Annotated in this window: 23 protein-coding genes; 6 read left to right on the top strand and 17 right to left on the bottom strand. The window is 44.0% G+C overall.

The features are described 5' to 3' along the window. Positions 1 to 66 precede the first annotated feature (66 nt). The 4 genes from MKY63_RS14365 to MKY63_RS14350 form a co-directional block, all read right to left on the bottom strand. Complete coding sequence (locus MKY63_RS14365) at positions 67 to 1,071, bottom strand: asparaginase (RefSeq protein ID WP_339813305.1); 1,005 nt, start codon at positions 1,069 to 1,071, stop codon at positions 67 to 69. A 308-nt stretch (positions 1,072 to 1,379) separates the two neighbouring features. Continuing rightward, complete coding sequence (locus tag MKY63_RS14360; protein ID WP_036680210.1) at positions 1,380 to 2,216, bottom strand: sugar ABC transporter permease; 837 nt, start codon at positions 2,214 to 2,216, stop codon at positions 1,380 to 1,382. Then, on the bottom strand, positions 2,213 to 3,520 hold the full coding sequence (locus MKY63_RS14355; protein ID WP_076297130.1) for a sugar ABC transporter permease: 1,308 nt from the start codon (positions 3,518 to 3,520) through the stop codon (positions 2,213 to 2,215). The genes MKY63_RS14360 and MKY63_RS14355 overlap by 4 nt, the downstream gene beginning before the upstream one ends. An 18-nt stretch (positions 3,521 to 3,538) precedes the next feature. After that, the gene (locus MKY63_RS14350; RefSeq protein ID WP_076142229.1) at positions 3,539 to 4,885 is read right to left on the bottom strand and encodes a maltose ABC transporter substrate-binding protein; all 1,347 of its coding nucleotides are present in this window, start codon (positions 4,883 to 4,885) and stop codon (positions 3,539 to 3,541) included. A 452-nt stretch (positions 4,886 to 5,337) separates the two neighbouring features. Between MKY63_RS14350 and MKY63_RS14345 the strand changes: the two genes are divergently transcribed. From MKY63_RS14345 to MKY63_RS14335, 3 genes are all read left to right on the top strand, one after another. Beyond that, positions 5,338 to 7,098, top strand: coding sequence for a glycoside hydrolase family 13 protein (locus MKY63_RS14345; protein ID WP_036680341.1), 1,761 nt, complete (start codon positions 5,338 to 5,340; stop codon positions 7,096 to 7,098). A gap of 255 nt (positions 7,099 to 7,353) precedes the next feature. After that, entirely contained in the window at positions 7,354 to 7,851 is a 498-nt protein-coding gene (locus MKY63_RS14340) for a YtxH domain-containing protein (protein ID WP_038573324.1), read from the top strand. 147 nt (positions 7,852 to 7,998) lie between these two features. Continuing rightward, a complete protein-coding gene (locus MKY63_RS14335) occupies positions 7,999 to 8,331 on the top strand; it encodes a DUF5665 domain-containing protein (RefSeq protein ID WP_036680215.1) in 333 nt (110 codons plus the stop codon). A gap of 189 nt (positions 8,332 to 8,520) precedes the next feature. On the opposite strand, the gene MKY63_RS14330 is transcribed toward MKY63_RS14335, so the two are convergent. The 9 genes from MKY63_RS14330 to MKY63_RS14290 all read right to left on the bottom strand — a co-directional run bounded on the left by MKY63_RS14330 (position 8,521) and on the right by MKY63_RS14290 (position 19,000). After that, complete coding sequence (locus tag MKY63_RS14330) at positions 8,521 to 9,291, bottom strand: sigma-70 family RNA polymerase sigma factor (protein WP_036680216.1); 771 nt, start codon at positions 9,289 to 9,291, stop codon at positions 8,521 to 8,523. Then, complete coding sequence (gene rsbW, locus MKY63_RS14325; RefSeq protein ID WP_036680217.1) at positions 9,288 to 9,743, bottom strand: anti-sigma B factor RsbW; 456 nt, start codon at positions 9,741 to 9,743, stop codon at positions 9,288 to 9,290. The genes MKY63_RS14330 and rsbW overlap by 4 nt, the downstream gene beginning before the upstream one ends. A gap of 18 nt (positions 9,744 to 9,761) precedes the next feature. Then, on the bottom strand, positions 9,762 to 10,100 hold the full coding sequence (locus MKY63_RS14320) for an STAS domain-containing protein (RefSeq protein WP_036680220.1): 339 nt from the start codon (positions 10,098 to 10,100) through the stop codon (positions 9,762 to 9,764). Positions 10,101 to 10,196: 96 nt separating this feature from the next. Continuing rightward, positions 10,197 to 11,867, bottom strand: coding sequence for a response regulator (locus tag MKY63_RS14315; protein ID WP_339813299.1), 1,671 nt, complete (start codon positions 11,865 to 11,867; stop codon positions 10,197 to 10,199). A 21-nt stretch (positions 11,868 to 11,888) separates the two neighbouring features. Then, the gene (locus MKY63_RS14310; protein WP_051491113.1) at positions 11,889 to 12,755 is read right to left on the bottom strand and encodes a protein-glutamate O-methyltransferase CheR; all 867 of its coding nucleotides are present in this window, start codon (positions 12,753 to 12,755) and stop codon (positions 11,889 to 11,891) included. 79 nt (positions 12,756 to 12,834) lie between these two features. Beyond that, positions 12,835 to 16,503 (bottom strand): response regulator, encoded by a 3,669-nt coding sequence (locus MKY63_RS14305; RefSeq protein WP_339813529.1) that lies wholly within the window; start codon positions 16,501 to 16,503, stop codon positions 12,835 to 12,837. Positions 16,504 to 16,505: 2 nt separating this feature from the next. Then, complete coding sequence (locus MKY63_RS14300) at positions 16,506 to 17,672, bottom strand: fused response regulator/phosphatase (RefSeq protein ID WP_038573328.1); 1,167 nt, start codon at positions 17,670 to 17,672, stop codon at positions 16,506 to 16,508. 237 nt (positions 17,673 to 17,909) lie between these two features. Then, positions 17,910 to 18,434, bottom strand: coding sequence for a hypothetical protein (locus MKY63_RS14295; RefSeq protein WP_051491114.1), 525 nt, complete (start codon positions 18,432 to 18,434; stop codon positions 17,910 to 17,912). Between the two features lie 59 nt (positions 18,435 to 18,493). Next, positions 18,494 to 19,000, bottom strand: coding sequence for a DUF948 domain-containing protein (locus MKY63_RS14290; RefSeq protein ID WP_076146325.1), 507 nt, complete (start codon positions 18,998 to 19,000; stop codon positions 18,494 to 18,496). Between the two features lie 189 nt (positions 19,001 to 19,189). Here MKY63_RS14290 and MKY63_RS14285 point away from each other — a divergent pair, with 189 nt between their 5' ends. Both MKY63_RS14285 and MKY63_RS14280 read left to right on the top strand, forming a co-directional pair. Continuing rightward, a complete protein-coding gene (locus tag MKY63_RS14285; protein ID WP_036680225.1) occupies positions 19,190 to 19,357 on the top strand; it encodes a DUF1328 domain-containing protein in 168 nt (55 codons plus the stop codon). A gap of 223 nt (positions 19,358 to 19,580) precedes the next feature. Continuing rightward, complete coding sequence (locus MKY63_RS14280) at positions 19,581 to 19,958, top strand: hypothetical protein (RefSeq protein ID WP_036680226.1); 378 nt, start codon at positions 19,581 to 19,583, stop codon at positions 19,956 to 19,958. A 221-nt stretch (positions 19,959 to 20,179) separates the two neighbouring features. Here the strand turns inward: MKY63_RS14280 and MKY63_RS14275 are convergent, their stop codons facing one another. Both MKY63_RS14275 and MKY63_RS14270 read right to left on the bottom strand, forming a co-directional pair. Beyond that, a complete protein-coding gene (locus MKY63_RS14275; RefSeq protein ID WP_038573331.1) occupies positions 20,180 to 21,253 on the bottom strand; it encodes an SH3 domain-containing C40 family peptidase in 1,074 nt (357 codons plus the stop codon). A 203-nt stretch (positions 21,254 to 21,456) separates the two neighbouring features. Continuing rightward, positions 21,457 to 22,326 carry a cation diffusion facilitator family transporter gene (locus MKY63_RS14270; protein WP_339813294.1) on the bottom strand — a complete coding sequence of 290 codons (870 nt, stop codon included), beginning with the start codon at positions 22,324 to 22,326 and terminating at the stop codon, positions 21,457 to 21,459. Between the two features lie 133 nt (positions 22,327 to 22,459). On the opposite strand from MKY63_RS14270, the gene MKY63_RS14265 reads away from it, so the two are divergent. Continuing rightward, positions 22,460 to 22,645 (top strand): hypothetical protein, encoded by a 186-nt coding sequence (locus MKY63_RS14265; protein ID WP_036680230.1) that lies wholly within the window; start codon positions 22,460 to 22,462, stop codon positions 22,643 to 22,645. A gap of 325 nt (positions 22,646 to 22,970) precedes the next feature. On the opposite strand, the gene MKY63_RS14260 is transcribed toward MKY63_RS14265, so the two are convergent. Both MKY63_RS14260 and MKY63_RS14255 read right to left on the bottom strand, forming a co-directional pair. Beyond that, positions 22,971 to 24,596: an ATP-binding cassette domain-containing protein gene (locus tag MKY63_RS14260; protein WP_036680232.1), complete on the bottom strand. Its 1,626-nt coding sequence runs from the start codon at positions 24,594 to 24,596 to the stop codon at positions 22,971 to 22,973. Positions 24,597 to 24,751: 155 nt separating this feature from the next. Beyond that, positions 24,752 to 25,717 carry an MBL fold metallo-hydrolase gene (locus MKY63_RS14255; RefSeq protein WP_076185434.1) on the bottom strand — a complete coding sequence of 322 codons (966 nt, stop codon included), beginning with the start codon at positions 25,715 to 25,717 and terminating at the stop codon, positions 24,752 to 24,754. Positions 25,718 to 25,871 lie beyond the last annotated feature (154 nt).

Genomic DNA, 25,871 nt, shown 5'->3' with positions numbered 1-25,871 from the left:
AGAAAAAAGCCCTTCGCTGCGTATCCAGAAGATGGATTGTAGTCGAAGGGCTCTTTTTATATGATCCTACTTTATGAAATTAAGCTTGAACTCGGTATCCGCATGGCCTACTCGTGTACCCCCGTCATTGTAAATCACGCCTGAAAATGCATTGCGCAGCTTTTCCAAGGTATTTTTCTGACTATAACCAATTTGGTTTAAAATTCCCTGTACAATAAGTCCCCACTCTTCTTCCGAACCATCCAGAATCTTGAAGGCAATCCCCAGTCGCTCACGGCGTAAACCGAAGCAATACACACCCTTAAATCCACCTTTAGCAATAATATTATCATCTTCCAAAAGAATAGAATCAAGGCGACCAGATCCAGAAACCATCTCCGGATAAGCATTCATTGCCGTTGTAATAGTAGTAACCGCTTTGCGAGTAGCTCCATCTGCAATCAAATCCGGATTGGCTAATTTCAAATAGGCTGTCGCCAAGGCGGTCAGAGGCAGAGCAAACACCGGCAGCCCGCATCCGTCCGTACCTAAACCGATACTGTCTGGGGCCACACCAGCCATATAAGCAATGGTGTCAATAATCTCACGCTGCACCGTTTGCTCCGGCTGTGAGTATTCTTCAAGCGGCAAACCTTTGAGCTTACTGTAAGCTAAGATGCCCATGTGCTTGCCCGCACAGTTATGATAGAACTTTCTTTTGCCCGCACCACGAATGGCGTTCTCCCTGCTGGAATAATCCAGCGGGTAACTCGTTGCACAGATCATTTGTTGCTCATCGATGCCAATCTTGGAGGATATGCTCTCTAGCGCAGCAACATGGTAGCTCTCTCCCCGATGAGAGGCGGTCATCAGGGCAACCTCTGCGGGAGTAAAGCCGTAATGCTCCACGATCCCCCCACGTACGCCTGGAATAGCCTGAAGGGGTTTAGCAGCTGAACGGGTGAACGATACAAATTCCGGGTCACCTGCATACCCCATTAAATTTCCATTCTCTCCTACGATGGCAATATGCCCACTATGGACACATTCCAGCAAATCCGCCCGATACTCTCGTACTAATACGGTTTCCAAAATATCTCTCCTCTTTTCTCTAGATGCTCTATAACTCACAAGGACTTATTAGTATTCACATTTAATAAATGCTAGAAAATAACCCCGTGCTCCGGGGATTTTTGAGTACTCCACAAACTCCCTTAAGTGTTGGTTCCATGAGGAATTCTACTCCTATTTTCATTATTCTTCAATCCTGTCCACACCAAGAAGATTATAGAAACCGGATAAAATATAAAAAACCGCTTCCTTCTCAGAACCTTGATCTCTGAGTAGAAAGCGGTTTTTATCGAATTCAGCGTAGCTTCACAAGGGTAGCGCAGTTCGCCTTATCCTTTGCTTGCACCTGCGGTAAGGCCATCCACCAAGAAACGCTGTAGGAAAATGAACAGCAGCGTGACTGGGAGAGCGACCAATACCGCTCCGGCAGCGAACAACGTAAACTCGGTTGAGTTGCTCTGGTTCACCATCCGGTAAAGCCCAACGGCGAGCGTTCTTGTATCCTCCGTGCGCAATACAAGGTCGGCGAATATAAAATCCACAAAGCAGCCGTTGAAAATCATAAGGCTGGCATAGGTGAGCATCGGCTTAGATAACGGGATCATGATAGAAAGGAATACTTTCATATGGCTCGCCCCATCCATTCGCGCAGCATCTTCCAAGCTTTTAGGAATCGTATCAAAAAAACCTTTAGCCACAAAAACATTCGTGATAATAGCGCCGCTACTGTATACGAGCACAAGTGCCCAATGAGAATTCAGTAGCCCAAGTGTGTTCAGCAGCACGTAAACTGCAATCATAGCCATAAATCCCGGAAACATCTGCAGAACTAGGAGCGCGGTTAGTGTAGTTTTTCTGCCCGTAAATCGATAACGAGAAATGGCGTACGAAGTCAGCAGCAGCAAAAAGGTGCCGAGCAGCGTAGACAACGCCGCAATCTTTAGCGTATTCATGAACCATAACAAATATTTAGTTTGCTCAAACAGTTCCTTGTAATGAACAAAGGTAAAATTCTTAGGAATCAATGAGTCACTGAACAAACTGTTTCCTGTTTTGAACGAAGACATAATAATCCAGAAGGCTGGGAAAAGACTAATAAAACTGAGCACAATCAGCAATAAATGGCTTCCAAACGTTTTTAACGCTTCCGTCAGTCTTAGCTTCATGCAATCATATCCTCCTCTTTAAAGGATCGCGTCCGCCGGTAGCTCCAGATGGAGAATGTCGCGACCATCAGGAAGATGACAATCCCGATGACAGAAGCAAAGCTATACTGCGACTGGTTCAGCGCCAGTTTATAAAGCCAAGTCACCAGCAAGTCAGTGTGGCCCGCGTACTGGTAGTTGGGATTAACCGGTTCTCCGTTAGTCATTAGATAAATGACATTAAAGCTGTTAATATTGCCGGCAAACTGCATAATCAGGATAGGTGCGGTTGCGAACAATACCATGGGCAGCGTAATCATGCGGAATTTATAAAATGACCCAGCACCGTCTACTTCTGCCGCTTCATACATATCCCTCGGAATTGTTGTCAGCACCCCGAAGGCCAGAATCATGGTCACCGGAATGCCGATCCACATATTAGCCAGAATTACAGTGACCTTAGCCCAGAAAGGATTGGTTAGCCAGGCCACACCCTCCAGTCCCAAGGCTCTTAAATAACTATTGATCGGTCCGAATTGATTATTGAACATATTGCGCATGACGAGCAGAGAAATCATATTGGGAATAGCGAACGGAACGATCAGAAGTGTGCGCCAAAGCTTTTTGCAACGGACACGGGGCTGGTGAATAAGTACTGCAATGAGCACACCTCCAATGTAAGTCGTCGCAGTAGCAATAACCGCCCAGATCAAGGTCCAAGTCAGCACTCCACCGAAGGTGGAACTCCAGACATCCAGACTAAGCATTTTATTAAAATTACCGAAACCCACCCAGTCTACCAGATGTGCTGGCGGTAAAATCGGGTCGGCATAGTTCGTAAACGCCAGTAGCACCGAAAAAACAAGTGGTAATATCGTCAGAAAAACCACAGCCACAAAGGGAATCGCGAGGACAAGATAGGCAAAATTCCTCCGCCCCATAGCTCTGAGCGATTCAGCGAATGAATGAATGGGCTCTTTCCGGTCCCGTGCAGCTCCAACTAGGAATGCATCTCTGATGTTCAATAAATGAAATGCTGTATAAAAGAGCAGCGCCAGCAATGCCATTAGACCATTGATCATCATAAAAATGGAATGGTCGCCTTCCACCATCCGGGTTAATTTGCCTACCTTGACCATACGGCTTGGAAATTCCCCAAGCGTAATTAAGCCATGCAAATGACCCATCAGATCATGAGCAATATAGAAGATTCCAGCAGACCCTACCAGCAGGAATACCAATCCTTTCAGCCACTGCCGGTTGTAGAACTGGCCCAGTCCCGGAATAATAGCCGAGAGTAGCGCTGCGCCTGTTTTTTTCCTCATGGTTAAATCACCTGCCCTTTACTTCGACTCCAGATCGGCCTGAATCGTAGTTACAGTCTGATCCAGCGTCTGTTTAACATCAAGATTCGAGTCGTTCCACAGGGATACAAACGCTGCTTTTAGGGGTTCCCAGACGGATTTGATTTCTGAAACGGAAGGCATTGGAACGGAATTTTGGAATTGCTCGAAGAATCCGCCAATAATAGGGTCATCTTTGATTTCCGGCGCTTCTCCAGCCTCTATACTCGCAGGAATCGCTCCCGTCATCTCAAAGTTCTTAAGCTGGTTCTCCTTGTTGCTTGCAAAATGTGCGAACAAACGGCCTGCGACCGGATATTCCGTATATGAGTTAACATAATACGATTTGACACCGGAGAAAGAAAGACTGTCTTGACCGTCAGGTCCCTTTGGAAGAGGAGCCACACCCAGGTTAACATTTTCCTTAAACGCCGCTATGGACCATGGCCCATCGATATTCATCGCCAGCTTACCTTCTTGGAATAATTGGGTTTTCACGTCATAAGTGATATCTCCTGCATTCAAAGGCAGAATTTTTTTGAGGCTCTGCAGAAACGTAAATCCTTTGATAGTGCCCTCATTGTTCAATCCAATATCCTTGAAATTCGTATTGTTGTCTCCGTAAATATATCCGCCGAAGCTGCCAATAAACGGATAGCTGTAATATCCGACGAATTCCCACATGATTGCGAATTTATTTTCCTTCGGATTGTTGTACGTATCTGCAAAAGCAATCACATCATCCCACGTTTTAGGAGCGTCAGGAATCAGGTCCTTGTTGTAGAACAGCGCATAGGTTTCCACCGATTTAGGATAACCGTAAAGAATGCCATCATAAGACGATGCCTGAACGGCTGTTGCCACCATCGTTGATTTGGTTTCTTCCTCAAAAACATCGTTTGGCAAAAGCAGCCCTGCTTTTACGGCTTGCCCGATCTGGTCATGGGGCAGAGTCAACACATCTGCAGCAAGTTTAGACGGACCATCCGTCGCCAGTCTTGCGCCTTGATCGCCACCCGCCATTTCCTCAACCGTGACGGGAACACCATATTCTTTTTCGAAATCAGCAGCTACCTGCTTCATGTATTCAAGCTGCTCCTTGGCTTCCCAGACCATAAGTTTGGCCCCTGCTTCTGGCTTCATTTCCTCATCAGTGGTTTTCTCTTCGGTATTTGTCTCATTTGTGGTTCCCCCCGGCTCGTTCACTGCGGAATTCGGACTCGAATTCGGCTTTGATGCGGAGTTCCCATTGCCAGAACCGCATGCGGTGACCGTCAAAGTTAACAGCAGGCATAGGACTAAACTAAATGTTACCGCTTGCATTTTGGAACGTTTACTCTTCTTCATTTGCTCATCTCCCCTTCGATCATGAGTGATTAAACCTAACCCGCATTGAAAAAAAGCATATAAAAAAGGTACAACCTCATTTGCACAAAGTGCCGAGGTTGTACCTTTGCAGGTAACAGTGCCTTTAATTTGAATGCGTGTTATGAAAAATCAAGTTCGTTCGCACTCATTCTATAATATCCATAATTTTGATTGCAATCAGGGTATAAGTCCAAACAAGACGGTTTAACAAAGTTTATCTTATCTTTTCTCTTATTTTCTCTTTATTCCTACCACATACTAAATATTCCATATTGTAAATTCTTGTGAAATAACCTCTTGCTTTGCTCTTGAGGGTTATGGTAAGATGCAGACAAATTTAAAGGCAATGAAACCGCCAAGGGTTCAACCTCTGAAAATCATGAGGTTGGCCCTTTTTTGCGTTTACATGCCCGAAGGGATGGAAAATGAGTATGATTCAACCGGAAGCCGTTTATCACCGTATGGGACAAAATTGGTCATATGCCTACGATGAGTCTACACTTCATATTCGCCTAAGAACTAAGCGGGACAACGTATCACAGATCGACCTTTTCTGTGGAGATAAATTTGGCTGGGACAAAACGCATGAGGTCATTCCAATGCAGCGCCTCGCTTCTGACGGCTTGTTCGATTACTGGCAAGCCTCCGTCCGTCCTGTTTACCGCAGACTCGCGTATTACTTTGCGCTTTATAACAAAGACGAAGTCCTTTATTTTTTGGAAAAAGGATTTTATCCAGAGCCACCTGCTGTTGTATATGAGGGTCTGTTCGACTTTCCATTTTTGAATCGTGAAGATGTGCACTCCCCTCCATCTTGGGTGAAAGATGCAGTATTTTATCAAATATTCCCGGAGCGTTTCGCGAATGGTGATCCCACCAACGATCCGACAGATGTACTCGAATGGGGCGGCACACCGAGTCCTCGGAATTTCTTCGGAGGAGACTTGCAGGGTGTACTAGATCATTTGGATTATCTCTGTGAATTGGGCATCAATGCTATATATTTTAATCCTCTATTTGCGGCAACCACCAATCATAAATACGATACAGAAGATTATTACTTGGTCGATCCTCATTTTGGCAGCAACACATTGCTGAAAGAGTTTGTGGACTCCTGTCATTCCAAAGGCATCCGTGTCATCCTGGACGGTGTCTTTAATCATTGCGGCCATACCTTCCCGCCATTTGTTGATCTGCTCGCGAACGGGCAATCTTCGCGTTATGCCGATTGGTTCCATGTACGCGAGTGGCCGCCACAGGTCATCGACGGAATTCCCACCTATGACACATTTGCATTCGAGCCTATCATGCCTAAATTCAACACTGAGAATCCTGAAGTCATAGAATATCTACTGAATGCAGGCCGCTATTGGATCGAGGAAATCGGTATAGACGGCTGGCGGCTTGATGTCGCAAATGAAGTCTCACATTCGTTCTGGCGGCAATTCCGCAGTACGATCAAAAGCGTTAATCCAGAGGCCTATCTCGTAGGAGAAATCATGCATGATTCCTTGCCGTGGCTGCTTGGCGATCAGTTTGACGCCGTTATGAATTACCCGCTAACGAATATTCAAATTAATTTTTTCGCCCACGGACAGATCAATGCTGCACAATTCTCTCAGTCGGTTGCTACTATGCTAGCGAATTATCCGCAACAAATTACGGAAGCAGCCTTTAATCTGCTAGACAGCCATGATACAGTTCGTTTCCTGACACTTTGTGGCGGTGACATCAGGAAGTTAAAGCTGGCCGTTTTGTTCCAGATGACCTTTCAGGGAGCACCCTGTATTTATTATGGCGATGAAATCGGCATGGATGGCGGATACGACCCGGACAACCGAAAATGCATGGAGTGGGACTCCCAGAAACAGAATCAAGAATTGCTCGAATACTATCGCTGGACGATCAGCCTTCGTAAATCTCATCCCGCATTCCGGAGCAGTGGATTTAAAGCGCTGGAGATTCCGGGTTATCCAAAGCTGCTTGTATATGAGCGGTGGGACAAACAAAGCCGATTCATAATCGTATTGAATAATGAAGATGTTATGGCCGATGTCATCATTCCTGTAACCGGGGCAGACATGATATGGGTAAACCTAAAGACGCAGAAGCGGACTGAATCCTCCACATCCCAGCTGCATCTGAATCTGCCTGAATTCGGCTATGCGGTACTCCAAGCCGTTAATGATTAATCCGTAACATTCTAAATTCAATCGTGGAAGGATGGAGACATATGCTGCATATCACAGCCTGTCTTCACCCTTCTTTTTTTGCGCATAAACAAATGTTGATAAAGCCTCAAAAACGCGGTTTATATGACCTAAAGCCATCTAGGTTACCGTATCCTCCCTTAACCTCCCGTAATCTCCCCCTTGCTCTTCAACTGTTTCAGCCCATACGCCAAAGTTTATATACGAAGTAAGATAAATTATAAGGAGTGATTGGTGATGAGTAACGTAGAACATGAAGTAGAGAACGGAAGCAGCTTATTAAAAGGTATCTTTATCGGTAGCTTAATTGGTGCCGCAGCAGCCTTGCTATTTGCACCAAAGCCTGGCCGTGAAATGCGCAGTGATCTGTCAGATAAACTTTCTCTAGCTACAGACAAGACCAAAGAAGTTGCTGGTGCCGTAACTGACAAAACCAAAGCTATTGCGACAACCGTTGGCGAAAAAGCAACCGATTTGGCTAGTACGGTATCAGATAAAGCCTCTGATATCTATACCACTGTCAGTGACAGCAAACAACAGATTGCCGCCACTCTTCAAGAGGCTGGAAGTAAAATTGGTGACACTGTAAGTGAAGCCTCAAGCAATGTAAGCTCGGATGTTAAAGACGCCTCTAAAGACGTAGCTGATGAAGCCAAAGCATCCTCTAAAGAGGTTGCCAATCAGGCTAAGGATGCGAAAGAGGATGTAAAATCCTCCTATAAATCCAATTACTAATCTGCGGCATCATACAGCTATCACTTTAACAAACAACAGCCAGCTGACCGCAGCTGGCTGTTGTTTAGTTATACCTTTATTCACATCAGCAGATACAACTAGACATTTAATTATGCCCGTTCGGGCTATAGAAAGCAGGGATGGCGCATGGCAGATTCAAATAACCAAACAAAACCTTATGAAATTGATGAACATCCTTTCGAGTTGCGACATGAAGTGAAACGCTTAAACAGTCGTCTTGATAAGATCGCTCACTCACTGGAAAAATCAGAATTCAAGGACATTCTCGACAACTATTCAGATCCGAAAAAAAGAATCATCACAAACCTGATGGCCGGTATATCTCGGGGACTTGGACTATCTCTCGGAACATTTGTAGTCCTTGGTTTATTAGGCTACATTCTTAGTCTTTTTCTTAATGTTCCAGTAATCGGAGAGTATCTTGGCGAAATTAAAAAATACATTGATGCTAATAGCTAACCGCAAGACTATCGATCTATTCCCCAACTATCGACCGCTTCCCCCGCTTGTCCGTCTAATCCTCTAGGTTGGACGGACAAGCGGGGGAATAAGTCTACAACAGTATACAAATAAAGGACATGCGGGTCTCCAGTCAGCGGAGAGAGGCATGTCCTTATCGTCGAAAATGTATACTACCCATACAGGAACTCAATAGGAAGAGTTGGCCATAATCTGCTTTAACTTCTCAGTGGCCCGCTTCTGTATGCGTGAAACGCTCATCTGTGATACCCCCAGCTTCTGGGCGATCGCCCGCTGGGATTGTCCATCTTGGAACGCTAACAGCAGCACCTGCTGCTCCTGTTCCTTCAATTGACCTAGTGCTTGTTGCAAATCCATACGTTTCTCTACGGTCTCGTAATCATTTGCGTCAGAGCTGATCAGCTCGCCTAGTGTAGCTCCTGTCTCCTCTTGAGAAAGGGGCGAGTCTAGGGAGACGTAATGATAACATTCTCTGCCCGCCAGTACTTCTACAGTTTCTTCAACAGACAAATCAAGATAATGAGCAATCTCATCCACCGCAGGCGAACGTTCCAGCTTCACTGTTAGTTCGTCAATCGCGTGTTGAACAAGTGCTCCCTTTTCTTTAATCCGTCTAGGTACCTGTATGTACCAAGATTTATCACGTAGGAAATTCTTCATATGTCCAATCATGCTTTTCATCGCATAGGGCTCAAAAGGGATTCCAAGGCTAATATCATATTGCTGTAATAACCGGATGAGCGCCATTTGCCCGACCTGATATAAATCCTCATACAAGTCGGGGCGGTTGCGAGAAATTTTTCCAGCAGCCATTTTTACCATAGGCTCATATTTCTGTATCAGCACTGTTGCGCGTTCATTATCCTTAGTCTGCTGATATTCCCAAATTTGGGTGACTGCTTCATTCATGGACTCGGGGGGAGTCACCTTATCACTCATACCTTTTCCTCGCTAAAGTTAAGGTGCTTCTTCAAAGTTACTACCGTCCCTCTTCCGGCCTCACTTACGACGCTCACGTCATCCATCAACGCTTGCATTAAGTAGAACCCTAAACCGCCGACCTGAACGTCACTTAACTCTTTATCATGCAGTGTCATACGCTCACTGGACGAGTCTTCCAAACCGTCAAAGCTCTCCCCCTCGTCTTTGACTGTAATGGATAAGGCACTTTCACCCACCTCAAAGATTACATCAACCATTCCGTCTTGTTGTCCATAGGCGTACAATACTGAATTGTTACACGCCTCTGATACAGCTACCTTCATATCTTCAATATCCTCGTAGGTGAAGCCCATTTTTGAAGCAATACCATATAAATTTAACCTAACAATATCCACATACTCTGCGCTAGCCGGCAGCTGAAGAATTACTTTTTGCACATCATCACTCATTCTTTGTTCTATCCTTTCCTAGTGGGAATTCTCTTGGGAGGCAAAAAACTTGGTAATACCAGTCATGTCAAACAGCTTCTGAATTTGGGGAGGAACATCCTCAACCATAAACTTAACGTCCATACCTTGTCTTGATTTCAGGATCGAAAGTAGAATACCAATACCCGTGCTATCGATGTATTTTAATTCTTTAAGATTTATTACTAAATCATGCTTCGTATCCCCTACAAGCGGCTCCATTACCAAACGGAAATCGGAAGCAACGGATAGATCAAGTTCACCATTCAGGAAAACCGTACATACATTTTCTTTTGTCTCTGTCTTAGCGTGAAACTTATTACTTTTATGCGTGTTCATAGACGATCTCTCCTGATAAATATTTTCTATATTAATAACCTCATAGTCCTACCTTTGAAACAAATAACATTAAAATATAAACTAGTAAATCTTGGGTTACGCCTGAAAAATAGATGTATCTGGTTCAGCCATCCGATTATCGCTGCTAGAATACCGAGAGATAATCTGCTTAATACTGCTCATCTTAAGTGGCTTGCTGATATAGTCATCCATTCCTGAGGCTTTACAGCGATTCTGAATGCCATCCATGACATTCGCAGTCATTGCAATAATAATAGTCTTCTCAGCCACCGGACCGCCTTCTCGACGGATTTGGGCGGTTGCCTCCAGGCCATCCATTACTGGCATTTGGAGATCCATAAAGATAAAATCATAGGGCTGCTTAAGCGCCATTTGCACAGCCTGTTTCCCGTCCTCAGCCATATCAGCTTCATAGCCGAGCTTATCTAGCATGCTAACCATCAGACGCTGATTGATAGGATGGTCATCTACAACAAGAATTCGGCTTCTGCTCTCCTGATTAAGAAGAAGATGAGGCGATTCCTCTTCTTGATAACCTCCTGTCAAATCTTCTCCAGGTACGGATGCTTGAATCGTAAAAATAAAGGTAGCTCCTTTTTGCTCCATGGATTCTACCCGTATTTCTCCGCCCATCATGCCTACAAGGGATTTACATATGGCTAAACCAAGCCCTGTCCCCCCGTATTTCCGTGTCATTGAAGAATCCAGCTGTGAGAACGGTTGGAATAATCGGTCGCATTTCTCTGGAGAAATACCAATCCCTGTATCCATGACCGTGAACTCGACTTCTACCTTGTGCCCAGATGTTTCTTTGATGGAAGCGACTAAATAGACACCGCCCTGATTTGTAAATTTAACTGCGTTAGCAATCAGATTAATTAATACTTGGCGTAGACGAGCCATATCTCCATATAAAAGTCTAGGCAACTTCTGATCGATAAAATAAGCGAGCTCCAGGTTCTTTTTTCCCGCTTCCACCGAAAAGAGGCTGAACACCTCTTGAATACATGTGCGAAGTTCGAACAGCTGCTCTTCGATTTCCATTTTACCGGATTCCATTTTGGTGAAATCAAGAATATCGTTTATAACCGTAATCAACGTGTCTGCACTTTTCCGAATGATCTCGGAATACTCCTTCTGCTCAGGAGCAAGGTCAGTCTCCATTAATAAATCAATCATACCCACTACGCCATTCATTGGTGTACGAATCTCATGACTCATCATAGCCAGAAATTCCGACTTCGCTTTGGAGGCGATTTCCGCCTCTTCCTTAGCCTTTACGAGCTCACTATTTATGATTTCCAGCTCTTTCGTCTTTTGCTGCAGCAGCATGGTCTGAGTCTGATGTTTTTTGCTCGTAATATACATCTCGACAAAACCTTGTATCTTAGACTTCAGAATTTGTGGAATGAAGGGTTTAACCATATAATCAATAGCCCCTGCAGAATAGCCCGCGAATAAATGCTCCGCTTCCTTACTATTCGCAGAGATAAAGATAATCGGAATTTCCTTTGTTTTTTCTCTGGCTTTAATCAACTTTGCGGTCTCGATCCCATCCATACCTGGCATCTGCACGTCCAGTACGATGACAGCAAAATCATACCTTAACAAACACCGCAGCGCTTCTTCGCCGGAGGTGGCTTTGACTAGCTCATAATGCTGGCTTTCAAGTACCGCCTCCAGCGCCAGCAGATTTTCAGGACGGTCATCTACTAGTAGTATATGAATTGGTTCTTGAAACCCCATAGGACCACCCTCCTTCATGCGTTATTTTATGTTACGGTATATTTTCTCTACTCTGTCCAAAGACTCATAACAATCGCTGTACTTCGTAAAGTGAATGGATTCTTTAGAGCCTAGAACAAGTATTCCAAAACGACTTAAACTTTCATGAAACAAGCCGTGAACATGATCACGCAGCTCATCATTGAAATAGATCATCACATTGCGGCAGAAAATAACATTAAACTCATTAAAAGAAGTATCTGTAGCTAAGTTATGCTCAGCGAATATAATGTTTTTGCGTAAATATGGCTGTAAAATAACCGAGTTATACTTCGCTGTATAGTATTCAGAGAATGCCCGGGTACCTCCCGCCTCCAAATAATTCTTAGTGTATTGCTTCATTCTGCTAATATCATAGACGCCTTCTTTAGCCTGCTGTAAAGAACGCTCATTCATATCTGTGGCATAAATCCGAGCCTTATCGTAAAGCCCTTCTTCATGAAGCAGGATGGCCATAGAGTATACTTCTTCACCAGTGGAGCATCCAGCATGCCAGATACGAATATAGGGATAAGTCCTCAACAACGGAACTACCTTCTGGCGAAACGTTAAAAATAACCCCGGGTCCCTAAACATTTCGGTGACCGGAATGGAGAGACTATAGACAAATCGTTCAAAACAGGCACGATCATGCAGCACCTTTTCTTGCAGCGCGGATATGCTGTGTACATTCTCCGCATGCACATGATGCCAGATACGCCGCTTCAAAGAAGGCAACGCATAATTCCGGAAATCATATCCATATAAACGGTGTACTCCATCAAGGAGCAGCTCGATCTCAATTTGCTCCAACTCGTCACTTCCTACCATAACGGGCTGCTCCTCATATCCGTGTTCTATCGCTTTCATTGTTATCCCGACTCCCTTATTAACACACCGTAATTCTAGTCATGTTAGTTCTTAAAAAGGTATTACCCCAAATTTGAGTTTACGAATACAACCAGACACGCATTAACGAAAGAAGTTGACCTGTTGCGATCGGTTTCTTCATATAATCAGAAGCTCCCGCTTCAATACATTTGGCACGATCCTCTTTCATTGCTTTGGCGGTAAGCGCAATAATAGGCAGTTTCTGATATTGCGGCATTTCACGGATTCGGCGCATAGCTTCATATCCGTCCATTTCCGGCATCATCATATCCATAAGCACGAGATCAAAATCTTCTTGCTCTACCAGCATTTCCAGCGCTTCACGTCCGTTCTCCGCAAACTTCACTTCCATGTGGTATTCTTCCAGTACACTAGAGAGTGCAAAAACATTACGAATATCATCATCGACGAGCAGTATTTTCTTCCCTTCGAATAACTCTTCCTTGTTATGCAGCTTCTGCAAAATTTTACGTTTATCTTCCGGAAGATTGGCTTCTACCCGGTGCAAGAACAACGTTGTCTCATCCAGTAGTCGTTCCGGAGAACGAACATCCTTGATAATTATGGATTCAGCATACTTGCGGAGCTGTGTCTCTTCTTTGCTATCTAAATCCTTACCTGTATAAATAATAATAGGAAGATCGTTTAATTCCTCATCATCACGAATCTGATCCAGCAGTTCAAAGCCGTTCATATCCCCAAGCATAAGATCCAGAACCATACAATCATATCTCTGCTTGCGCAGCTCCATCAGTGCCTCATTGCCGGTTGATACCGCGGTAATAGCTACATCATCATGACCAATCAATTCCATAATGGAACGACGTTGAATCTCATCATCTTCTACAATGAGAAGGTACTTCACAGTGCTGGACGTATAGTTCTCAATTTGTGAGAAAGCCCGCTCCAATGCTTCTCTTGAAGATGGTTTTCTTAGATATGCCATAGCTCCCATCATCAATCCTTGCTTCACTTCATCGTTCACTGAAATAACATGAACAGGAATGTGACGGGTCTGAGATGCACTTTTCAGCTCTCTAAGAATGGTCCAGCCGTCCATTACAGGCAGCTGTATATCGAGAATAATCGCATCTGGCAAATAGGTTTTTGCCATCTGCAGTCCAATATCGCCTTGAAGCGCTACTAAGCCTTTAAATCTGCGACCACGAGCCATGTCTAGCAAGATTTTCGCAAAGCTTTCATCATCTTCAATAATAAGCAGGACTTTGTCATTCGCCGTCAAATTGTCACGGTCATCCTCAATTGTCAGTTGTGGAAGGGGTACGTTAACGGCTGCTGGCACTAAGGTTGGAAGCATGTCTCCAATATATTCATCATATGTTGAATCCTCTTTGGACACAGCAGCTTCTATTTCTGCAGGTTGTTTACTGTAATTTGCCTTCACCGGCAAATACAAAGTGAAGGTACTGCCTTGTCCCTCACGGGATTCGAGCACAATAGCTCCACCCATTATACGAACCAATTCACGGCTGATCGACAATCCCAGGCCCGTGCCTCCATATTTACGGCTGGTTGTTCCGTCTACTTGCTGGAAGGCTTCGAATACAATATCTGTTTTGTCAGCCGGAATACCAATGCCACTGTCCTTCACAGCAATAGCAATATATTCATTATCATTCGGCAGATTTAGTGGCAAGAGATTAGTATCTGCCGGGCTAACTGAAAACTCGATAAAACCTTCGGTTGTAAATTTAAAGGCATTGGAAAGCAGATTTCTTAAGACCTGCTTCAACCGATGACTATCGGCAATTACGCTATCTGGCAGCGGCTCGTTAAAGGCTATCCGTAAGGAGAGTCCTTTTTTGAGCGCCTGTGGAGCAAAATTCTGCTTCACAAAGCTTTTCAGCTCAGTCAGTTTAATTTCTTCATGATTCAGTTCCATTTTTCCTGCATCAACCTTGGACAGGTCTAAAATTTCATCAATCATCTTAAGCAGGTCAGCACCTGACATATAAATCGTATGGGCAAATTCAACCTGCTTCTCCGTTAAATTACCATCCTTGTTCTCGGTAAGCAGCTGGGACAAGATCAGCAGACTGTTGAGCGGCGTCCGCAATTCATGGGACATGTTCGCCATAAATTCTGATTTATACTTACTAGTCACGGATAATTGCATAGCCTGTTTCTCTAGCTGAACCTTAGCATGCTCAATTTCATCTTTTTTCTCCTCAACCTCCTGCACTTGCTCCTCTAGTGCACGAGTCTTGGCGACGAGTTCCGTATTGTAATGTTCCAGTTCCTCCTGCTGACGTTGCAGCAGTTCTTCTGAACGCTTAAGTGCGTCCGTCTGCTCTTCCAAGTTCTCATTGGAACGACGCAGTTCTTCTTGCTGAGTCTGCAGCTCTTCTGACTGACATTGCAGTTCTTCCGTAAGTGCCTGTGACTCACGCAGTAATTTCTCTACAATCAGACGACGACTAATATTATTGAAAATAATGCTTAAATTATTCGCAAGTTGTTGCAGCAAATCATTTTTCAGACTGCTAAATGGCTGGAATGAAGCGAATTCTACTACACCGAGCAGCTCGTCTTCAAAAATAAGCGGATGAATGGAAATATATCCTGGCTGTGAATCCACAAAGCCGGATTTCACGGAGATATAATCTTCAGGAGCCCGCTCCAATCTGATTGGGTGCATATCAAGCGCACTTTGTCCTACGAGTCCTTCTCCAATCACAAAACCTTCCTTTGGTTTCTTATCGCTATCTACTGCATAATAACCACTGCTTCGCAGAAAATCGGGACGGTTAGCATCCTTTAAATATACTGCCCCAAACTGGGCTCCCAGCACAGGGGTGAACTCGTTGATAAAGGTCTGTGAGACCTGATCCAATGAGCTAACTCCCCGGAGAAGTTCTGTCACCTGAGCAACATTTGCATTCAGCCAGGATTGATCATTCTGCGCCTGTGCATAGGCCTGTTCCATTTGCTGTTTCTCTTCAAGATCTAAAGCCATTTTCTTAAAGACAAGGGCAACCTCACCAATCTCATCTTTAGAAGTAACCTTGATGCGCCTTATAGCCCGAATTCTGCCGTTGCCGAAGCTGGTAATCATCATCGAAACGACGTTAAGCCCCCGCGTAATGCTTGGAATGATCCATAGAACAACTCCAAGTCCAAGTAGTAGACCCACAATCATCATCAAGATGACCATCTGAGTAGAGCTTTGATAGGCATCTTTAGCTTTTGCGCTCTCTTCATTCATAATAAAGGCATTATAATCAGAGAGACTGTTCAGAGCGTTTAATACCGCATTCTGAATCGCTTGTCCCTCTGTGTTAGAATACGTGCTGGCATTCTGGAAATAACCAGCTGATAGCAGCTTCAATATTTTTTCCTGATAATTTAGATAGATCGTATAAGAATCATCAATTTGAGTAACGATCTGCATCTCTTCAGCGCTAGTCATTGATTCTTTTATTTTGTCGTAGTGCTCATTCGCCTTAGCTATTTTTTTATCAATCTCTTTTTTTTGTGATTCTACCGTTGATGTATCAGCGCTTAACATGGTCGTCGTTAATATCCGCGCCATATCATTCACTTCTCCACGCATACCTGAAGAAGAACGCCCCTTCATATATCTATCCTGGTAACCCTCAAGCTGACCATTCATATAATCCAAACGATCGTATCCAATCATAGTAAGTGCCAGCATAATCGCCAGCATCGCACTAAAACCAATTAAGAGTTTAGCCTTTATTTTCATCCTCATTCTGTTCCCTTCTTCAGTGAGATCCACACTATACATTTGTCATCGTCACGCTCTTTAGGAACATCAGCATTGAAAAAAGCAGCCCGTATAGTTTCTTCCTTCCATTCATGCTCAACATTTAAATGCTTAATCATGAACTTCAGCTGCTCTTCCTGTTCACCCTCAACCAGCTCCAGCAGACCATCTGTATAGAGAACCAAATGCCCTTCATCTTCGTAGGTCAAGCTCTGAGGCTGAATATCAATCCGTTCAAACAGGCCTACAGGGTGACAATTACTTTCCAGCAAGACCGGAGTCTTAGCTGTGCCCTCAAAAAACAGCGCAGGTGGATGCCCAGCGTTAACATAGTCAATACGCTTTATACGAGTGTCAATCACAAGATAAATCGTCGTAAAATAGTATTGAATCAGCTTTTTCTCAATATAAAGTTGGTTAAACCTTCGATTGAGTTCCTGAATTACCTTTTCCGGCTCTACATAGGTAGTTACCGTATCCTTTAATACTGACGCAAGGAACATGCAAAAAAGAGATGATGATATACCGTGTCCCATAATGTCTAGGAGGATTACGCCATATCGGCCATCCCCAAGGGGATACCACGCATATAAATCACCTGCCAATTCAGAGGAAGGCTGATAGATAGCATGCACCTCGAAATTCTCTTCCTGCAGCGGCAGGCTGAGTACAGCATTCTGCACAAGCGCAGCCAGTCTCAACTCCTCCTGGATTCGCTGATCCCGTTCTTTATGCCAATCTTTCTCACGTTTCAACCGCAGAGCAAGCCGAATCCGGGCCATTAGCTCCACTTTATTAATAGGTTTCGTAACATAATCTACTGCACCTGCATCCAGCGCTTCGGCCAATTTCTTAGAATCGCCTACAGCTGTAACCATTATTATTGGAATATCCTTAAGATGTTCGTATTGCTGCACAACACGACATGCTTCGATCCCATCCATTTCTGGCATCATCATATCCAGTAAAATCAGATCAATATCTGACATCCGGGGACGTCCATCTTCACTCCCAGAACCGATTCCAAGCCTTTCCAACATCTCTTTAGCAGAAGATGCGGTTACGAAATTTCGGTAATCTTCTTTTTTCAGGATTTCACGGATAATGATAACATTAGTCGGATTGTCATCCACGATTAAGATTCTCATCATCTTCACCTCACACGAATAGTATTACGACCGTAAAATTCTGCAAACCTACTAACTATATCATACGCTATTTTACAGTGTTATTTCTATTTTCATAATATGTAAATATAGTCATAGGATCAATTTACGTATTCAGCAAAGTAACCTCCAGCCCCACTATACCTAGTGGTTCTGGAGGTTACTCTATTCTAAAGACAGCCTATGTTTATTAACCAATTTGCTCAAATATGAAACACATTAGGAAGAAATACTATCAAATAAATCAATTCCTTCAAATTCACCCGCCAAATTTCGATATATTTTGAGTGCATTATTCCCTCTCATATATACATCCCCATCTTCAGCTATAAAATACGGTTTGCCCAAAGTATCTTGCAAATTATCTCTTACAGGATCGATTTCTACACCATCTACATGTAAACCAAACTGCCGTGCTTGCGGAGGTGAAACATGTACATAAAGTACCATCCCCTCGCCCACACCCACTGTCACATCTGCGTAGTGGTACTCCACCGTCTCTTGTAATGGATCATTTGTCACCGCAAGCGGATTGCCTTTGGCCAGAAACATTTCTTCCTTTGTGGCATATAAAGCAACACCTTGCAGAGAATCAAAGTCATTGATATATGGGCTGGATTCTGAAGCATGTTCAAATGCGAGAACCGACTTAGGTTGTTCAATAAAAGTAGCGATAGGCGCCAACTGTGGAGACGCATCAAAGTATGGGAAAAGAAGACCAAATAAAAGGATCATCATGTTCATGTTGTGTCCCACCTTTCTTATCTGCAGCCACCGATTACAGAAGCTTTACTATCTTATGCTTAATGACGAAATTTCTTCCAAAGAGTTGCAGCTACGTCTACACCTTTTAGCACTGTAGCTATTTTTCCCGGTGACTTCTCAGTATATATGGCATCATAGGAGTTAACAGTACGTTCTTCAGCAGGAGTTAGAGGAGCTTCTTTTATAGATACTTCCTTACTTTTCTCCTTCAGCTCACGCGATTTACGATATTTCTCGATCACTGTGACTGACACTTGTTTGACTGTTAAGGTTAGCTCATTCATAACATCACCCAGATTCTTGACAGAATCGATAACTGGGTCAATCTTTTGAATCTTATGCTGTACATCGGCAGTGATTTCATTTGCGTGTCTGACCGTCGTTTTCACTTCATAAGTAAGCTCATCCATCGTCTTCTGTACTTCCACCAAGGTTTGGCTGACTTTGTCGAGTGAATCCTTTGCCGACTTTAAGGTTTTAATTAAAAAGAAAACAAGTACTGCGAATGCAATTGCAACGAGAGCTACACTAAGTTCAATGATCATATTCATAACCCCTTCCATATCTCATAAATATCGGCTAATCAGCCTTGTATACTGCATAGTTACCCCTGGTCCCATAAGCCGAAACATCTTGTCGAGTCTTGTCAAGAGTCCCTCTTCCCTTTTGTTTCAAAATCAAAGTCCCCGTTTATACAATGACTACATTAATCAAAAAAGGATAGGTGATATGTAATGTTAAAATGGTCCGCAATACTACTTGTAGTCGCAGTAATCGCCGGAATCTTTGGTTTCTTCAACCTTGTAGCCGCCGCCGCTGGTCTTGCTAAGATCCTGTTCTTCGTCTTCCTGGTTCTGTTTGTAATTTCTCTCTTCACGGGACGCAGAGGTAGATCTATGTAGTAGCCCCTCATTTTAATGGTGTGACTGTCGCATCCCTCCCATATCTATCCATATATCTTATTCATCATGCAGAAAGTATAGGTCATTCCTGCACGGATGTCACTTGAGAAAATAAGAAATGTTGGATGGGTGGTTCATCACGCATCATTTACGTTTACTAGCATATTAGCAAACAGCGCTTTTGGAAAAAAATACATCCAACCCCCACTAGGAGGAACCAAACATGAAAAAAATCGCCAGCCTTACAGTAGCCTTAGGTCTTATGGCTTCCATTGCTGCTACAGCTTCAGCAGCTGAAGTAACTAACACTACTACGGATCCTGCAACCGTAACTGGAAGCACTTACAGCAATTCTTTTGAAACAATTATCACTCCAGCGGATATGATTCCAGCAACACCACAAATAGTGCTGACCGAGAAAACACCTTTCTACTTTTCCGTCGGAGGTATAATTCCAGCAGGCTGGCTTGGCGTTCAGACTCTTGATACAACAGGTGAAGTTATTTCGGACACTTGGGGTAATGAATGGAGAGAAATTTACACTTGGTTAGGAAAAGCATGGGTTAAGGTTCCTGTAACAGCCAACGTGATCTTACCTTAATTATCAATATGCGAAAAAAGGGTGTCCCAAGAGCCAAGAAAATGGCCGATGGTACTGCCCTTTTTTTATGTGGAGAGTACATATTCTGAACAGATAAAACAGGAAGAGCTACCCCCTCAGTAGAGAATTCTACTAAAAGGATAGCCCTCTTGCGCGTACGCCCGCCATCGTTCACCCGTCACAAACATGCGATGCTGTCGCTTCCTGCATTTTTCATATATTTAGCGAATGACCGAACCTCCGTAGAGAAAACGATTCATCCAAGAAGCGCTTAGTTTATCTACTCTTACCCCGCCTGAAGCTACGGAATAAGTTTGTAGAACTTGTCCATCTCCTAGATACATAGCAACATGCGATATTCTAGCTGTAGATTTGTCGATTCCCTCATAAGCAGAAGCAGAATTTCCCTTATAATCCATAAAGAACATTAAGTCGCCGCGCTTCAAATTGGAAATAGACGTAACCATCGTACTATTCGACTTCACCCAATCTCCTTGTTGACGGGAATCCGCCGGCAGTTTGAGATTCGCAGCATCCATAAAAATTTGCCGGATGAAGTCCGAGCAGTCAAAGGTTCTTGTATCATTTCTGCTGGAGCCATACTCATAAGGCGTTCCTAGATATCCCATGCCTGCAGCAATTACCCGTTCGATTTGGGCTGAAGCCCCCGGTGTTGTTATAGGCGGATTGGGTGTAGGTGTAGGTGTTGGTGTAGGCGTTACCGTTCCAGATCCCCCACCGTTTCCTGAAAGTGTACTATATTGATCACTTGAACTTATATATCCGATGCTACCATCCGCCGCTTTAACTTGATACCAGTAACTGTTAGGCTGTGCCAGAACTTCTACTTTTTCTCCCTTATTCAAAAGCTTCATTACTTTTCCGCTTGTTGAAGGTGAAACCCGAAGATTCACACCATACTTAATGGTGCCAGTTTGTGCCGATGGTGTCGTTACTGAAGCAGAGGATACGCTGATATACTTATCTCCTGCACTTGTATAACCCACTGAACCATCAGCCGTTTTTACTTGATACCAATAGCTGTTAGGCTGCGAAAGGATCTGCACTTGATCTCCCTTTTGCAAGTACTTCACTATTTCTCCGTCAGTAGAAGGGGTGCTGCGAAGGCGAACACTAGCCTCGATCACACCTGTTTGAACGGCTGAAGCTGCTGTAACTGAATTAGATGAACTTGAGGCTGCCGCTGCTTGTCCAGGAGCAGATACTCCTAAACCTGCAACAATTGCAGCAGATACTAACAAAGATGCTGTAATTTGCTTATGTGATTTGATCATACGTTCCCCCAAATTCCATGATGAGATTTCAATAAAGGATTGTACTACATTATTCCTTTATGCCCTCATTATAGGCTTGCCCGGGATTTGGAACATGCTCCAAATTTCACATATAATCATGCCACTTTATGGTAACATACAGGTCTAAAGTCTTGATTTCTCCTTGAATATGTGTGTTTTTCCCTTAATATAGCATTTTTAATTTATTTTTTAGGTTCCACGTGCACCTGCACATTCATAATATTATGCATTTTGCTCATTCTTTCTTCGATGGAATCACTTATTCCATGACCTTCCGTCACAGAAATATTCGCATCCACCTCCACTACAACATCCACATGCACATGATTACCATGAACCCGTGCCTTCACATCTTTAATCTCTTCTACTCCCGGCGTTCGAGCAATCGTACTGCGTAGATCCATCAATTTATCTTCATCAAAGCCATCGGTAAGCCGATAGGTCGAATCACGAAAAATATCCCAAGCAGTCTTGGAGATAATGAGTCCGACAAGAACAGCCGCTGCGGAATCAATCCATGGCAAACCAAACTGTGCGCCTACAATCCCAACTGCGGCTCCAACACTGACCATAGCATCAGAAAAATTATCCTTAGCCGCTGCCATAAGTGCCCCACTGTTAATTTGCTTGGCCAGTCTTTTGTTATATATATATACTCCCATCATAGCCACTGCACATACAATAGCCACCCCTGCCGACCAGAGCTGTGGCGTTTCTTTTGTACGATCGAAAAAGGACCGCACCGCCTCTACAATCACTTGAATGCCCACTACCGCCATGATAAAAGAAGCCAACAACGCCGCTACGGTCTCTGCGCGGAAATGCCCATAAGCGTGGTCAGAGTCAGGTGGCTTCCGCGAAATCCGTAAACCCACCAGCACAGCTATGGATGCCACGATATCTGTTAAATTGTTGACCCCGTCCGCTACGAGTGCGCTAGATGCAAATAAATAACCGCAAACCAGCTTGAATGATGATAGGATGAGGTAAGCCGCTATGCTAACCCAAGCTCCTCGTTCCCCTTTACGTATATCTTCGTAAATATCAGTCATCTTGGCTCCCCCTCTTTTTCCCCGATTATTTAAAATACGGAAAAGAATTCTTTCAATTATTCTTGCCCTTGTGGCAGCATTTAAAAACAATTAGAATAAAGTGTAAGGACTTGCTTCGAAGGAGGTTATCATAATGAGCGAAAGCAACGATAAAGGAAAAATCAACTTAGCGGAAGCTATCCGTAAAAAACTGGAGCAGAAGAAACAACAATCTTCCTCCAAACCTGGATCCACATTTCAGGCTGGTTCCGCCAAACCGCTAAAAAGCCAAAATAACAAAAAGCCTAACAACCAACGCCGTCGTACTGGCGGATCTTAGTATTTACTTATATTTAAACATAAACGGCTGCGAATCCCTCGGGGAAACGCAGCCGTTTATACGTTCGTCCTGCCTGATAGGATGGATTAGAACTCTTCAAATTCATAACTGATTCTCTTTATTGTACGATTAGTCAGCTGAAAACATGCGCTTTGGAAAACTCAAGGGCTAAAGACTCCCGTCTTAGAAGCCCCGCGTATACTCCCCGTAGAATTCTACTTGTTAATAACTTTTCAAAATCGAAATTATAAAGACAGCTACCCTGATCCTAAAAGGATTAGAGTAGCTGCTTCATGGGTTCCTTCCGCATAGCGGAAATTAAATATTATACTTCTACAGGATACATGCGCTGGCGCATTTCCTTAATTTCTGGATTCTCCAAATATTCATCGTAGCTCATGGAGCGGTCAATTACACCTGTAGGTGTAATCTCGATGATGCGGTTAGCAATGGTTTGGATGAACTGATGGTCATGGGAAGTGAATAGAATCGTGCCATCGAAATCGATCAGCCCGTTATTCAGTGCCGTGATGGATTCCAGATCCAAGTGATTGGTTGGTTCATCGAACACAAGCACGTTCGCGCCGTTGAGCATCATTTTGGCCAGCATACAGCGAACCTTCTCGCCCCCGGACAGCACACTTGCTTTCTTCAGTGCTTCTTCTCCGGCGAACAACATACGGCCCAAGAATCCACGCAGGAAAGTTTCGTCCTGATCTTTAGAATACTGGCGTAGCCATTCTACAAGATTCATTTCCACACCATCGAAATAGCTGGAGTTGTCTTTCGGGAAATACGCTTGAGTTGTAGTTACTCCCCATGTATATTCGCCCGCATCCGCTTCTTGCTCACCCATGATCACATCAAACAGCAGTGATTTAGGCTGGGAGTAAGGGCCTACAAAAGCAATCTTATCCCCTTTATTTACTACAAAGCTAATTTCATCAAGAAGCTTTTCACCTTCAACCGCTTTGGACAATCCGCTGACTGTCAGCAATTGTTTACCCGCTTCACGTTCTGGTTTGAAGTTAAGGAACGGATATTTACGGTTGGACGGACGAATGTCGTCCAGTGTAATTTTCTCAAGTTGCTTCTTACGTGATGTCGCTTGTTTAGACTTGGAAGCATTGGCCGAGAAACGCTGGATAAATGCCTGCAATTCCTTGATTTTATCTTCCTTCTTCTTGTTCGAATCACGCTGCAAAGCTTGCGCAAGCTGACTGGACTCATACCAGAAGTCGTAGTTGCCGACGTACATCTGGATTTTGCCAAAATCAATATCCGCAATATGCGTACATACTTTATTCAGGAAGTGACGGTCATGGGATACGACGATAACAGTACCTTCATAGTCCATGAGGAAATTCTCTAACCAGCCAATAGATTCGAGATCCAAGTGGTTGGTAGGCTCATCTAGCAGCAGGTTATTTGGACGGCCAAACAAGGCTTGCGCCAAGAGTACCCGTACCTTTTCATTGCCGCTCAGTTCGGCCATTTTTTTGTCATGCAGTTCACGCATAATTCCGAGACCAATCAGCATGGCAGCTGCATCTGGCTCAGCATCCCAGCCGTTAAGCTCAGCGAACTCACCTTCAAGCTCCCCTGCACGCAGGCCATCCGCTTCTGTGAAATCGGACTTCGCATAAAGCGCGTCCTTTTCTTTCATAATTTCATAAAGACGTGTATGACCCATAATTACGGTCTCAAGTACCGGGAATTCATCATACTCAAAATGGTTCTGTTTGAGTACTGCGAGACGTTCGCCCGGTGTAACATGTACCTCACCGGTATTTGCTTCGATCTCACCAGACAGAATTTTCAGAAAGGTTGATTTACCGGCACCATTGGCACCAATCAAACCGTAGCAGTTACCAGGGGTGAATTTTATGTTTACATCTTCAAAGAGAGCGCGTTTTCCGTAGCGGAGTGTTACGCCGCTTGTGCTAATCATTACGCATTACCATCCTTTTCACTTAGGGTTTCGGCTCATTATAGCATAAATAGAGAGCAAAAAGCCCGTAAAATAGCCTTTTCAGCTGTTCTCTCCAATACTAAAGTTATTCCAGCTGCTGTACAGAGGTCGCCAGTTAGGAGGAATTTTTTCAATTATTGTCCAGTTATGCGATTCTCGGGTTGTATAATAAGCGTTTCGCCATAGCTGAGCGTACGGATTCGTTCTTCAGAAATACCCTGTTTAAGCCGGGCACTTTCCATCCGATCCAGCGCTTCCCGGGCCGTATCATCAGCAAGTCTATAGGTGCCGTAATGCATCGGAATCATGGTCTCCGCTCCAACATCTACAAATGCTTGTATAGCCTCTTCAGGGGTTACATGCTGCGAGGTCATGAACCACTCCGGTTCATAAGCTCCAATCGGCATGAGTGCAACATGAAGCTTATAGCGGCTCCCAATCTCCTTAAAACCCGGAAAATAACCGCTATCTCCTGCGAAATACAGGTTAGGGGGCAGCTTGTCGCTATCCGATTCGATCGGCTGCAGAATGTATCCTCCCCAATGAGAAGTATTCGTGTCCCAAGGCGTTCTCCGCGTCCAGTGCTGAGTCGGCACGAAGGTAAGCTTAATTTTACCTAGCGTATTTTCCTGCCACCATTCCATTTCTATGCAGTTATGAAATCCTTTGCGGAGCATCTTTCGTTTCAAGCCTATAGGAACAACAAGGGTTGTCCCTGCTCTATATAATTTACGGATAGAAGCCATATGCAAGTGGTCATAATGAGAGTGCGAGATCAGAATCAGGTCAATGGGAGGCACTTCGCTGAGCGGAATCCCGGGTTGCCCCAATCTTTTCTCAAAGCCCAGTCTTCTCGCCCAGATTGGATCAGTAATGATATTCATCCCTTCATATTGAAGGAAAAACGTTGAATGCCCAATCCACGTAATGGTGGTCTCCAGGCGATTCTCCGCCAGATAAGCTAACCTCGGCGGCGTACTTGGCACTACATATGAATAATCTTTTTTCTTCCGTCGACGTTCCTCCCGCCACTTACGAAACTCTTTAAGTGTTTTATCGGTACTCACATTGTCGAGGTTATTGTAGCGAAATTTAGCCATAGAGCACCTCATCTTTAGAAGTTTGCCGAGCATGCTTTACTTTAGCGAATATAATACAACTATATTGAACGGCAGAGTATTTTGCAAAATATACAAGTTACTTGGTAATGGTGCGCCCTTTTTCCGCAAAATATCTAAGTACCCTTTTGTGTTT

The organism is Paenibacillus sp. FSL R7-0189, from assembly GCF_037969925.1.
GTDB classification, from domain to species: Bacteria; Bacillota; Bacilli; order Paenibacillales; family Paenibacillaceae; genus Paenibacillus_AQ; species Paenibacillus_AQ odorifer.
This window is presented reverse-complemented; position numbering and strand designations above follow the sequence as displayed.

Coding starts and splice junctions, on each gene's coding strand:
- MKY63_RS14360 (WP_036680210.1), bottom strand. CDS start 2,216: ATGAAGCTAAGACTGACGGAAGCGTTAAAAACGTTTGGAAGCCATTTA.
- MKY63_RS14355 (WP_076297130.1), bottom strand. CDS start 3,520: ATGAGGAAAAAAACAGGCGCAGCGCTACTCTCGGCTATTATTCCGGGA.
- MKY63_RS14350 (WP_076142229.1), bottom strand. CDS start 4,885: ATGAAGAAGAGTAAACGTTCCAAAATGCAAGCGGTAACATTTAGTTTA.
- MKY63_RS14345 (WP_036680341.1), top strand. CDS start 5,338: ATGATTCAACCGGAAGCCGTTTATCACCGTATGGGACAAAATTGGTCA.
- MKY63_RS14340 (WP_038573324.1), top strand. CDS start 7,354: ATGAGTAACGTAGAACATGAAGTAGAGAACGGAAGCAGCTTATTAAAA.
- MKY63_RS14335 (WP_036680215.1), top strand. CDS start 7,999: ATGGCAGATTCAAATAACCAAACAAAACCTTATGAAATTGATGAACAT.
- MKY63_RS14330 (WP_036680216.1), bottom strand. CDS start 9,291: ATGAGTGATAAGGTGACTCCCCCCGAGTCCATGAATGAAGCAGTCACC.
- rsbW (WP_036680217.1), bottom strand. CDS start 9,743: ATGAGTGATGATGTGCAAAAAGTAATTCTTCAGCTGCCGGCTAGCGCA.
- MKY63_RS14320 (WP_036680220.1), bottom strand. CDS start 10,100: ATGAACACGCATAAAAGTAATAAGTTTCACGCTAAGACAGAGACAAAA.
- MKY63_RS14315 (WP_339813299.1), bottom strand. CDS start 11,867: ATGGGGTTTCAAGAACCAATTCATATACTACTAGTAGATGACCGTCCT.
- MKY63_RS14310 (WP_051491113.1), bottom strand. CDS start 12,755: ATGAAAGCGATAGAACACGGATATGAGGAGCAGCCCGTTATGGTAGGA.
- MKY63_RS14305 (WP_339813529.1), bottom strand. CDS start 16,503: ATGAAAATAAAGGCTAAACTCTTAATTGGTTTTAGTGCGATGCTGGCG.
- MKY63_RS14300 (WP_038573328.1), bottom strand. CDS start 17,672: ATGAGAATCTTAATCGTGGATGACAATCCGACTAATGTTATCATTATC.
- MKY63_RS14295 (WP_051491114.1), bottom strand. CDS start 18,434: ATGAACATGATGATCCTTTTATTTGGTCTTCTTTTCCCATACTTTGAT.
- MKY63_RS14290 (WP_076146325.1), bottom strand. CDS start 19,000: ATGATCATTGAACTTAGTGTAGCTCTCGTTGCAATTGCATTCGCAGTA.
- MKY63_RS14285 (WP_036680225.1), top strand. CDS start 19,190: ATGTTAAAATGGTCCGCAATACTACTTGTAGTCGCAGTAATCGCCGGA.
- MKY63_RS14280 (WP_036680226.1), top strand. CDS start 19,581: ATGAAAAAAATCGCCAGCCTTACAGTAGCCTTAGGTCTTATGGCTTCC.
- MKY63_RS14275 (WP_038573331.1), bottom strand. CDS start 21,253: ATGATCAAATCACATAAGCAAATTACAGCATCTTTGTTAGTATCTGCT.
- MKY63_RS14270 (WP_339813294.1), bottom strand. CDS start 22,326: ATGACTGATATTTACGAAGATATACGTAAAGGGGAACGAGGAGCTTGG.
- MKY63_RS14265 (WP_036680230.1), top strand. CDS start 22,460: ATGAGCGAAAGCAACGATAAAGGAAAAATCAACTTAGCGGAAGCTATC.
- MKY63_RS14260 (WP_036680232.1), bottom strand. CDS start 24,596: ATGATTAGCACAAGCGGCGTAACACTCCGCTACGGAAAACGCGCTCTC.
- MKY63_RS14255 (WP_076185434.1), bottom strand. CDS start 25,717: ATGGCTAAATTTCGCTACAATAACCTCGACAATGTGAGTACCGATAAA.